At 48.3% G+C, this 11,040-nt stretch carries 12 protein-coding genes and 1 pseudogene; 8 read left to right on the top strand and 5 right to left on the bottom strand.

Features of this window, described 5'->3' with window-relative positions:
* The 3 genes from AC1DUA_RS08260 to AC1DUA_RS08250 form a co-directional block, all read right to left on the bottom strand.
* The coding region (locus tag AC1DUA_RS08260) for a glycosyltransferase family 2 protein (RefSeq protein ID WP_477499273.1) at positions 1–383 on the bottom strand (383 nt) is incomplete at its 3' end.
* Positions 384–405: 22 nt separating this feature from the next.
* Positions 406–1,437, bottom strand: coding sequence for a glycosyltransferase family 4 protein (locus tag AC1DUA_RS08255; protein WP_477499272.1), 1,032 nt, complete (start codon positions 1,435–1,437; stop codon positions 406–408).
* Between the two features lie 21 nt (positions 1,438–1,458).
* Positions 1,459–2,220, bottom strand: coding sequence for a sulfotransferase domain-containing protein (locus AC1DUA_RS08250; RefSeq protein WP_477499271.1), 762 nt, complete (start codon positions 2,218–2,220; stop codon positions 1,459–1,461).
* 202 nt (positions 2,221–2,422) lie between these two features.
* On the opposite strand from AC1DUA_RS08250, the gene AC1DUA_RS08245 reads away from it, so the two are divergent.
* The 8 genes from AC1DUA_RS08245 (at position 2,423) to AC1DUA_RS08210 (ending at position 9,758) form a co-directional block, all read left to right on the top strand.
* Complete coding sequence (locus tag AC1DUA_RS08245) at positions 2,423–2,833, top strand: hypothetical protein (RefSeq protein WP_477499270.1); 411 nt, start codon at positions 2,423–2,425, stop codon at positions 2,831–2,833.
* Positions 2,834–3,016: 183 nt separating this feature from the next.
* Entirely contained in the window at positions 3,017–4,003 is a 987-nt protein-coding gene (locus AC1DUA_RS08240; RefSeq protein ID WP_477499269.1) for an SDR family NAD(P)-dependent oxidoreductase, read from the top strand.
* Between the two features lie 13 nt (positions 4,004–4,016).
* Positions 4,017–4,730 carry a sugar phosphate nucleotidyltransferase gene (locus AC1DUA_RS08235; protein ID WP_477499268.1) on the top strand — a complete coding sequence of 238 codons (714 nt, stop codon included), beginning with the start codon at positions 4,017–4,019 and terminating at the stop codon, positions 4,728–4,730.
* On the top strand, positions 4,727–5,707 hold the full coding sequence (locus AC1DUA_RS08230; RefSeq protein WP_477499267.1) for a GDP-mannose 4,6-dehydratase: 981 nt from the start codon (positions 4,727–4,729) through the stop codon (positions 5,705–5,707). The genes AC1DUA_RS08235 and AC1DUA_RS08230 overlap by 4 nt, the downstream gene beginning before the upstream one ends.
* A 16-nt stretch (positions 5,708–5,723) precedes the next feature.
* Positions 5,724–6,818 (top strand): non-hydrolyzing UDP-N-acetylglucosamine 2-epimerase, encoded by a 1,095-nt coding sequence (wecB, locus tag AC1DUA_RS08225; RefSeq protein WP_477499266.1) that lies wholly within the window; start codon positions 5,724–5,726, stop codon positions 6,816–6,818.
* On the top strand, positions 6,808–7,797 hold the full coding sequence (locus tag AC1DUA_RS08220; RefSeq protein WP_477499265.1) for a polysaccharide biosynthesis protein: 990 nt from the start codon (positions 6,808–6,810) through the stop codon (positions 7,795–7,797). Before wecB ends, AC1DUA_RS08220 begins: the two co-directional genes overlap by 11 nt.
* Positions 7,794–8,630 carry an SDR family oxidoreductase gene (locus AC1DUA_RS08215; RefSeq protein WP_477499264.1) on the top strand — a complete coding sequence of 279 codons (837 nt, stop codon included), beginning with the start codon at positions 7,794–7,796 and terminating at the stop codon, positions 8,628–8,630. Before AC1DUA_RS08220 ends, AC1DUA_RS08215 begins: the two co-directional genes overlap by 4 nt.
* Positions 8,631–8,708: 78 nt before the next feature.
* A complete protein-coding gene (locus tag AC1DUA_RS08210) occupies positions 8,709–9,758 on the top strand; it encodes a BRCT domain-containing protein (RefSeq protein ID WP_477499263.1) in 1,050 nt (349 codons plus the stop codon).
* A 23-nt stretch (positions 9,759–9,781) separates the two neighbouring features.
* Here AC1DUA_RS08210 and AC1DUA_RS08205 read toward each other — a convergent pair whose 3' ends face one another.
* Positions 9,782–10,798: a CotS family spore coat protein gene (locus AC1DUA_RS08205; RefSeq protein WP_477499262.1), complete on the bottom strand. Its 1,017-nt coding sequence runs from the start codon at positions 10,796–10,798 to the stop codon at positions 9,782–9,784.
* Positions 10,788–11,040: pseudogene (locus AC1DUA_RS08200) on the bottom strand (hypothetical protein); the annotation flags it as partial. The gene AC1DUA_RS08205 and the pseudogene AC1DUA_RS08200, both read right to left, overlap by 11 nt.

Genomic DNA, 11,040 nt, shown 5'->3' with positions numbered 1-11,040 from the left:
CCTCCAAAGATTGTCCCCTGTCCATCCATATGAACATAGGAGGTATAGCTGACTTTAGCCCCTTTTTCCTGCATAAAAGCCAATTGTCTAGCTACTTTGTGCGGTTCAAACATGTCGTCGGAGCTGAGCCAGGCAAAATATTCGCCAGTGGCGCGTCTAATACCGGCATTCAGAGCGCTCGCCGTTCCTCCATTTTCTTTTTCCACATAAATAATTCGGTCCATATACGGAACAATTTTCTCCATATGTTGGGTTGAGCCATCATTAACAACGATGATTTCGATGTTCGGATAGGTTTGGCTCAATGCACTTTCAATCGCTGTACGGACATAAGCACAGTTATAGAAAGGAATCACAATGGAGACTTTCGTATTTGCATTCACGTTGCTAACACCTGCCTTGTTCTTAGTTCAGCGTGACACGTTTGTTGTAGATTTCCTCCAATGCATTCACGATATTGCGTTCAAAATGGGCTTTCGTTAATCGTGCCGCATTAGCCTTGCCACCAAGAGCGAGTTTTTCCGCCAATTGGCGATCGGATAACACAGCACATATGCCTTGTGCCAATTCTCTAGGATCCCTCGGTTTGGTAACATACGCACTTTCCATATGCGTACAGAAGTCCATCACACCGCCTGAATTCGTCGTCACGACAGGTGTGCCGCAGGCCATCGCCTCCAGAGGAGGCAGCGAGAAGGCTTCGAACCAAGATGATGCTACGAAAACGTCTGCTGTCCGAAAGAGCTTCGCCATCTCAAATTCATTTTGGGGATGAAAAATGCGCTCTGGAATATCAAGCGACACGAGTGAAACTACGCCATCTGGGCAAATCAGATAAACCATATAATCGCCTGCATACTCATTTTTGATAATTTCCATGCAAGCATGAAAATCATCGAATCCTTTCAGCGCATAGTCTCTCCTGTCACGTGCGATGTATAGAATCACGCTCGCTGTTTTCTTGCTAGGGTGCGGATGAATCCGGGGACCTTGGGGACGAAATATGCGATGGTCTACGCCAAGAGAAACAATGGTGCTGCGTCGTCCTACGTGATCATAAATCTGCTGGTCCAACCAGCTGGAAATTGAAAGGATCGGGACATCTTGGGCATAGGTCCATAAAGCTGCCTCGCGATTAGGCACCCAAAGCGGCTCAAAGCCAAGGCTTAATCTAACCGTTTGCTCTGGCCACGCCTCAAACGCCGATTGAAAGGTTGTATAGAAATTGGGCAAAATGATATCACCATAAGGAATATAGGCCGGATCCAGCTTCGGGACGATCGTCAGCTTACAAGGAATGTTATACTTCACGGTTGCCGTCTTGGGAATGACGACTTCTACCTCATGTCCCCTTTTCGTAAGTGCCCCGGCGATATCGACCAATACCTTACAACCGCCACCAATATGCAAATCTGCCGCTGGTATTACGATTTTCATGTTTAACCTCCACTTCTCCGGTTATGACCAATTCATATCTTTTTCATAGCCGGTTTGTATCAACACATCACCTGCCACACGTTTGAAGGCCGCTATAACCTCTTCGTCAAATTCGCTTCTCCAACCGCCGACGACGCCTTTGCGAAAAGTAAACGAACTGCTGCTATCCATATTCGCCTCCATGCAGCGAACCAGCCTGGATATCGGCATCGGAGGTACACTATCTTTCCATATAAATTCCGCTATTGCTGTAATCGCTCTACGTCTTGATGCCTTCGAAATCATCAACTCTTCATACGTGGTGATAAAAATGCCCGGCTGGGATAACCAGCCCTGAAATACCCCGAACCAATTCTTAATATTTGGGTATTCGTTCAAGCCGTTAATCAGGAGTAAATAACGTTCCTTCTGACTTGGCAGGGCGACTAGCTGTTCATAAATTGGGTAGTCCGGGAGCTTATCGACGATGTAATACGTTAGGGATACAAGCACATCGCGCAAATCCCTGATCATAAAAATGGTTTTAATGCCAGGTTGGCTCAGGAGTTTGGCCCATTCGGCAGAGTAGTATACATGTCCCATATAAACATCATTCGGGACTGCCTTGCCCAGAATTGAAGCTTGTAACGGCAAATCCTTCGCTAAGCCTTCATAGAACACATAGTCATTCATTACAGAACCGGGAATGCCTAACAACAGCTGATTCAGGAGGTTTGTTCCACTTTTGGGAACCGTATTTAAAAAAATAACGGGCCGTAGCTGATGAGCTTTGCGTGCATCCATTTTCGGCAGCACCTCCCACTATTTGCTTATTTGTTTAAACTTAGCGTATGTGTCACAGCACCAACTTGACCTGTTAATGCGTCTATATCCCTTAACAAAGTTAGAACAGCAATACATTTTACCAATAAAATGGTAAACACCAACTCCCATCCAAGCAATTCCTATGAAATTTAATAGAATAGAGTATAAGGAGGTGATTCTCATGTCAAACATTGTTAGCATTGGGACAAGTGTTCCCGGATCATCCAGTGGCTCACTAAGTCGTGTCGTCTCTACGACTCCTATAACACTTGCAGAATTCGGATTAGCGATTCCACAAGGACCGAACAGAGTTCTTCTAACGGCTACCGTTGGTATAACTTCTACTCTCCTAGCTCCCGTGCTCTTATTTAACGTGCTCCGTGGCAACGCCGTCATTTTCTCGGCCAGACAGGAAGTTCTCCTGTCCACTGGGCAAGAACTTACCATCTCATTCCAAGCCATTGATTCCAATGTTCCAGCTACTTCGAATCAAGGCTACTCCTTCACTGTACAATTGGAACCAGGTCTATTAACTGGCGCAACAGTTACAGGTCCAGTCACACTCTCCGGTATCTCTTATACGTATGGCTAACGGAGAACTTTGAATAAAAAAGGCTACCCCGAAAGATCTGCAAAGATCCTTTGGGGTGGCCTTTTCGTCCTGTCTGCTTTTACCTATTTTTTCCTAAATGCCCTCGAAGTGGGGGATAGTCCACTACTTCCATAGACAAAGAGAATAGACTGTAACCATATGTTGGAAGGAGTGATCTCATTCATGATGAGAGGGAAGCAAGTGCTGGTAACGGGTGCCGCTGGCTTTATCGGCAGTCATCTCGTGCACCAGTTAGTTGCAGAAGGTGCGAAGGTCAGAGCCTTTATTCGATATAATTCAACGAATTCACGCGGTTTTCTCGATCAATTGCCCGGTGATATTCAGCAAGAAATTGAAGTCATCAAAGGAGATTTGCGCGATCCTCATGGCGTCTATCGTGCCGTGAAAGGTATAGATACCATTTTTCATTTAGGAGCGCTAATCGCTATCCCTTATTCTTATCAACATCCTACTGATGTTGTGCAAGCCAATGTCATTGGCACTCTAAATATCGCGCAAGCCGCTTTGGATTTAGGGACAGCCAAACTGATTCACACCTCCACCAGCGAAGTGTACGGAAGTGCTCGTTATGTGCCCATGGATGAGACGCATCCGCTACAGGGCCAATCCCCCTACTCCGCAAGTAAGATCGGCGCAGATAAGATTATTGAAAGCTTTTATTGCTCGTATTCGTTGCCTGTCGTAACAGTCAGACCCTTCAATGCCTACGGTCCGCGACAGTCCATGAGAGCAGTCATACCTACAATTATTAATCAAGCGCTGCACCAACCCGACATTGTCCTCGGCAATCTCACTGCGACCCGCGACTTTACTTTTGTAGAAGATACAGCCAGAGCATTTATTTGTGCTGCAAGCCATGAAGCAGCTATCGGGCAGACGATAAACGCCGGATCAGGGGCAGAAATCTCGATTGGCGAGCTTGCTCGAACGATCAAACAAATTGTTGGTACAGATGTGCCTGTGCGCATCGCTAGCGAACGCGTACGACCGGAAAAAAGCGAAGTAGATCGCCTCTTCTCGGACAGCAGCAAAGCCGCAGCCTTAATGGGATGGAAGCCAAATGTTCCTCTGGTGCAAGGCTTAACTCAGACGATTGCGTGGATGCAAAACCATCCCGAGCTGTATCGATCGAATGAATATGTCGTATAAGGAGTTGATTTCTGTGGAAGTCGTAATCATGACGGGCGGCAAGGGGATGCGCATGGCGCCTTATACCAAGGTGCTTCCAAAAGGGTTACTGCCCGTTGGCGAACAACCCATACTGGAGATCATCGTTAAGCAGCTCCGTAATTATGGGTTTACCTCCATCACGATGGCATGCGGCTACTTGTCGGGGCTCATCCAAACCTATTTCGGAGATGGTAGCTCTCGTGATGTTTCAATCTCATATTATGTAGAAAATGAACCTTTGGGCACCGTGGGTCCAATTAAACGGATAAGCCGCAGGCCCGGCCCTTTCTTGCTGATTAATTGTGATGTTCTAACCACGTTAGATTTTTCCCGCTTTAGAGATTTTCATATCCAAGGTGGCAGTATACTTACTATCGCTTCCCAGAAAAAAGGGATTCCGATTGAGCTTGGGGTCCTTGAAACAGAGGATGAATTCGTCACTAACTTTGTAGAGAAACCTACTCGATCGGCTTATGTAAGCATGGGCATCTATATGATGAACCCGGAAATAGCTGATTATATTCCTTCCCATCAATATTTCGACATTCCTGATTTGATTCATGCCCTGCTAGCCGCCAATGAGAAGGTCCGTCATTATGAAAACAATGATTTCTGGCTCGATATAGGCCGGCCGGTGGACTACACCTTGGCCAATGAGCAATTCGGCAAACTCAAGTCCCTCTTACTGCCCGGTGAACCAGTATGACGAGTATGACGAATCCTCCACTCGTACTCCTCACGGGTATTAATGGGTTCGTCGGGCAGCATATGGCGGCCTATCTATTGGATCAAAACATGAACCTGATGGGGATTGGACGCAGGCCCAGCTGCCATATGAAGCATCCCAATCTGCAATACATTTCCGGTGATATCACGCAGAACGCTATCCTCACACAACTCCTTAAGGAGCATCCGATCACACATATCATCCACTTAGCCGGAGCTAACGATGTGAGTGCATCTTATGCTGATCCCGTTAAAGTCCTGCATATGAACGCATGGTGTACGCTACAAATGCTAGAGGCTGTAAGATCTGCGGCAGCAAGCAGTCTTCAAGGGTTCCTAGCCATAGGAACCGCTTATGAATATGATTTTCAAACTCATCATCCCGCTGTACCTTCGGTGCCTTTAACAGAAACCTCGCCCCTTCAGCCTGTCAGCCCCTACGCATGGAGCAAACAGATCATGACTTCATTCATGCAAATGTACGGCAGCGTATATGCAGTCCCAACGTTCATAGCAAGGACATTCAATTTAATTGGACCAGGTAATGCAACCGGTGTGTGCGCTATGCTCGCCAGACAAGTCGCGATGATGGAAAAAGGTCTGCTCCCTCCTAAACTCGTTATTGGCAACACGGCTGTACACCGTGACTTTCTTGACGTTCGCGATGCGGTTACCGCCTACGGCTCACTCATGCAGCTAACCCCAGCACCTTACGGCAGCATATTTAACGTGTGCAGTGGTACGGCCTCCCCCATCAGCGCCATCGTTGACCTGCTGCAGCACTATGCGGCAATCACTTTTGAGGTAGCCGTCGACGAGCAATTCATTCGCCCTAACGAAGCTCCCCTCGTTCAAGGGGACAACGCCAAGCTTCGTGCAGCAACTGGCTGGGCACCCACGATTTCACTTGCTCAGTCGGTTTCCGATACGCTGAATTACCATCGAAGCCTCTTATGAAAAGGAGATTTACGCGATGAAGATCATGACAGTCCTAGGAACACGCCCCGAAATTATCCGGTTAAGCTTAGTGATCGCCAAACTAGATCTCCTTGCAGATTCACATCTACTCGTCCATTCCGGGCAAAATTATGACCGCACGCTCAGCGACGTCTTTTTCGAGCAAATGGGCATTCGGCTCCCGGACGTTCATGTTCGGCTCCAAACGCAGACCATTGGCGAACAAATTGCGCAAATGTTCGTCGAAGTTGAAAAAGTGCTGCTGAAGGAGAAACCCGATCGCATGCTCGTTCTCGGCGACACCAACAGCGCACTCACAGCCCTCATAGGCGAGCGGCACGGCGTTCCCGTCTATCACATGGAAGCCGGAAATCGCTGCTATGATACCCGTGTTCCTGAAGAGATTAATAGAAAAGCGATCGACGCTATCTCTACCTGCAATATGCCCTACACCCCCGGTGCTCGCGAGAATTTACTGCGAGACGGCGTTCCCTCCCAGCGAATCTGGATGACGGGCAATCCAATCTATGAAGTAATGGAGCATTACAAAGGGCAGGCTGATGCGAGTCGTATTTTAGACCAACTAAACATTCAAGATAAAGGATATATTCTCGTTACCGCCCACCGTGCCGAAAATGTCGATAATGAAGCCCGGCTTCGGCAAATTATCGCAGGTCTGCAGCTTGTAGCCGAAGAAACACAGCTCCCCGTCATCTGCAGCACGCATCCCCGTACGAAAGACCGTCTCGATAAGCTCGGGGTCATGGCTTCGCACCCGCTCATTCGCTTCCTGCCGCCATTTGGATTCTTCGACTTTCTGAAGCTGCAAAAGCATGCTGCCTGCGTCATCACGGATAGCGGCACTGTGCAGGAAGAAAGCTGTATCCTGGGCGTTCCAGCCGTCACCATCCGCCAGAGCACCGAACGGCCAGAAACATTACTTTGCGGCAGCAATTTGCTTTCCGGGCTTGTGCCTGAGCGAATCGCCGCCAGCGTCAAGCTGATGATGCAGCCTCACCCTACATGGCAGCGTCCCGATGGCTATCTGGACCCCAATGTATCGAGTAAAGTTGTCAATATTGTATTAGGAGGACAAAGTTATGTTTCATAATCAAACGATCCTCATTACAGGAGGAACCGGATCTTGGGGGCAAGAGCTCACCCGCAGCCTCCTGCAGGAGGGACCTAAGGAAATCCGCATTTTTTCCCGCAACGAGTTCTCACAAGTGAAGATGCAGCGAGACTTCGCCTTCCATCCTTCTCTTACTTTTGTGATTGGTGATGTCCGGGATCAGGAAGCTGTCGAGGACGCCTGCCGGAACGTCGATTATGTCTTTCACTTGGCTGCCCTCAAACACGTGCCGATCTGTGAGGCACAGCCGGATGAAGCCCTGAAAACGAATGTCAAAGGAACCGAAAATGTCATCAGAGGCAGTATTCGGGGCGGTGTCAAAAAAGTCATCGACGTCTCTACGGATAAAGCCGTAGATCCGATCAATTTTTACGGGATGACCAAAGCTTTGGGAGAGAAACTCATGGTCCGGGCGAATGATTTCAGCTCCACAACCCAGTTTGTCTGCATTCGAGGCGGCAATGTGCTTGGTACCAACGGCAGTGTCGTTCCCTTCTTTCGAAACCGCATCCTGCAAGGAGAAGATCTCCCTCTTACGCATAAGGATATGACTCGTTTCTTCCTGACGCTTCCTGAAGCGATCGAGCTGCTGTTAAGCGCGGCCAAAGCAGCTGTAGGCGGAGAAACTTTCGTGATGAAAATGAATGCTTGCCTCATTCTGGATTTGGCTGAAGTCCTGATGGAGCAGCTGTCAGACCAACCACTGACCGTGAAGGATGTCGGTATCCGTCCCGGGGAGAAGCTGCATGAAGTGCTGATTTCCTCACACGAAATCCCTTTTACCTACCAATATAATGAGAAATACTTTGTAATCCTTCCTGCGAATGCGACGCCCTCACTTTATGAGCACTACAGTCATTTGCCCAGATCAACCTTCACCCAATATTCCTCCAATGATTCACTTATGACACCGGAAGAAATATTACAGATGCTGCTTAAAGGAGGATTTCTTCCTTGAAACTACTCATAATCGGCGGTCAAGGTATGGCCGGACACATGTTGAAGGACTATTTTACCCGCCATCCTAAGGGTGACGTATGGACGACTGTGCGATCCGCTGATCCATCGGACCCCCGAGCTATAGCGCTAGACGTCAGGAACGATGAGCACTTGCGGCATCTGCTGAAACAGATCCAACCAGATGTCGTCATCAATGCGGTCGGTTTGCTGAATGAAGAGGCTAGAACGAGGCAGGCTGAAGCCATTTATGTCAACAGCCTGTTTCCCCATATGCTGGCTGAATTTGCGGAGCAGTATGATTTCCGACTGTTTCACATCAGTACAGACTGTGTATTCTCAGGCTCACGCGGGGATTACGCAGAATCTGATCTCACGGATGCCCTATCTGTTTATGGAAAAAGCAAAAGCCTGGGCGAAGTGGTCGGCCCTAACGTGGTAACGATCCGTACTTCGATCGTCGGGCCTGAGTTAAAACGAAGCGGCATTGGCCTTTTTCATTGGTTTATGCAGCAAAAAGGCGACATCCAGGGATATCGCAAGGTGTTCTGGAACGGGGTTACGACGTTGGAGTTGGCCAAAGCTATGGATTGGTGTCTGGGCAATCCCATTCATGGCCTTGTACACCTTGCCGGTCAGCCAAAACTCTCCAAATATGACTTGCTGAAGATGATTCAGCAGCAGTTCCATCAGGATGCCGTTACGATTCACGCTAACGATGACATGCAATCAGACAAGAGCCTAGTGTCCACAAGAGCTGACTTCACCTATCCGGTTTCTTCCTATCCGCAAATGATTGCTGACCTGCATGCGTGGATGAAACAATCTGACTAGTCTCTCACACATCGCTAGCTCCAGAATATGATAAATACAGCGCAACAGCGAACAAATCATAAGGTGGTGAGTGCTCCAATGGATATGACTCCTACTCACATACATGAGCTGATCCAGAAAAGATTGGTCATTATCGTGATTGCTCACGAAAACGAACAAGTATTGGCGGCACAGGTCGAAAATATCCATTTTTTCAACCCTGAAGCCGGTATTCTTCTCTACAACGGCGGACACAATCCCGATTTCGGGAAAAACGTGAACATTTGGTCCTTTCCGCACAGCCACCCCTTAAAAGCTGGAGTTATCGCGCCGGCTATGTGGGAAATCATGAAATGGCTCGAGGAAATTGGCGCTGGCTATGACTATCTCATGTCGCTGGATCATGATGTTTTGTTTGTTAAGCACGGTTTCCATCCCTTCTTAGATGAGGTTATGGCCGAGTCCGACAGTATGGGCTGGCGGCTGGAAAACAATCGGGATCACGCCTTCTCCCTTCCTGTACGAAACATGATGAACGAATGGCATTTATGGCAGCCTGTCTTTCGGACAGACGGCTTTCTGACTTACTTTAACCCCGGTCAGGTCTACAGGCACGATATCGTCAGACGGATGCTCGCTCATGCGGATCATGCCGCCGTAGAGCACCTGCTCAGCATATCGGAAGCTGCTGCCTTAGAAGAAGTTTTTTTCGTTACGCTGGCTATGGCCTGCGGTGGCAGGGTCCGCGAATACCCCGAAGGAAGCAAGTATAATGACATGGTCCGATGGGGCGAGAACGTCACCTTCGAAAGTGTGCAGCAGCATCGAGATCACCCTCACTTCTATTGGATTCATCCGGTAAAAGGGGATAAACTGCTAGAGATGAATCAGCAATTGCTCCCTAGACCGGAACCAGCTGCAAGTGCCCTACCCGCTCCTCGACCTGCTGCTCTAAGAAGACGCAAAAGAATCAGGCGCAAGAAGCTTCTGAAGAGAACCCTTCCTCGAAGACGCATCAAACGCCGTAAGATCAAGTCCGGACTACGCAGCCGAAAAAAAACGATAACGGTTGCCAAAAAGCAGCTGCGTCCCAAATCAGTGACGAAGCACAAAGTGGCCAAACCAAAAAAGAGGACGAAGATGGGATAGTCTCCCACTCCGTCCTCTTATATTTAGAACCCCTTAATCAGCTTCTTAAGAACAGGCAGCTTCTCCATTTCGAATAAAACGATCTTTTGCAGCTTCTTTTCATCCCCTGGCTCGCCTTTTTTGAACGGTGATTTGGMATAGCCATAATGCTTATGGGGAAATAGCAAATCAATGTAAAGGACCTGCATCTGCTCAGGCGTAAATGGAAGAACAGCTTCATAATAGCTCATACACCGCTTCAGCTCATCGGCATCCCAGCGCCCAAGCTCTTCCATGCGCTTCGTTAGGAGCTTCCGGATATCGCGTAGTGGAATGTCATACGTCAAATTATCCAGATCCAGCACACATACGCCTCGGTCCGTCACAATCGCATTGCCTTTGCCGTAATCCTGGTGGCACATGTAACCGTGTTTACCGATGTCAGCCACCCAGTCCGCGTAGCAGGATGCCTTCAGCAGCTTACTGGCATGGCTTGCCATCTGAATCATAGCATCGCCAGTCTTCACATAAGACTGATGAAAAAGCGTTTTCCCCTGCTTTGCTTGTGCTTTCCACTGCTTGAGCTCCTCGCACATCCCATTATAATGGCTAGGCCAAGCCCCCATCCGGTCATAGACTTCACAATCGACAGGAGGGATAAACCCCACGGTATCTTTATGGAATTGGGCGAGGCCCCTCAGCCCCACATAGAGATGCTCAGGAACCCGATCCATCTCCAAATCGCTTCCTTGTTCCCAAGCATAGAGAACAAGCGCATAGCCTTCATGGACAACATACAGCTGACCATCCTTCGTTGGAATAATTCCCGCAACAACGGCTCCTTTTTGGTACAGATAAGCCTGCGCTGCCGTCGTGAATTTGACAATCGGAATCGACTTTCGTATCCGTTTCAGGCAAACGGTTCCTACGGAAGTCTTCATCTTCCATATCGTTTTGATGCCTCCGCTTTGAATAACCTGGATGTGTTTAATCACTATCTGTGGATAACTTTCTGCCATGAGACGTTTCCCCAAATGGAGCTCTTCCTGACTAGGAACCACGTTTAACCACCTCATCGAGACGGGCGAGGAACGACTTCAGAACCGCATTTTTACTCAGCTCGGTACTGATCATATTTTTAAAACGGACGATATGCTTGTCGACGCCCCATTGATCTTCGCGACTTTCATAATACTTAGACACTTGTCCGTAAAATAAATGGGGAAACTGAATATCTGCTGCTAACACCATATATTGTTCTTTCGTTAAGGGATTGACCTGTTGGTAAAACTTCATCATTTTG

The organism is Paenibacillus sp. 01T422 (assembly GCF_056398785.1).
This window is presented reverse-complemented; position numbering and strand designations above follow the sequence as displayed.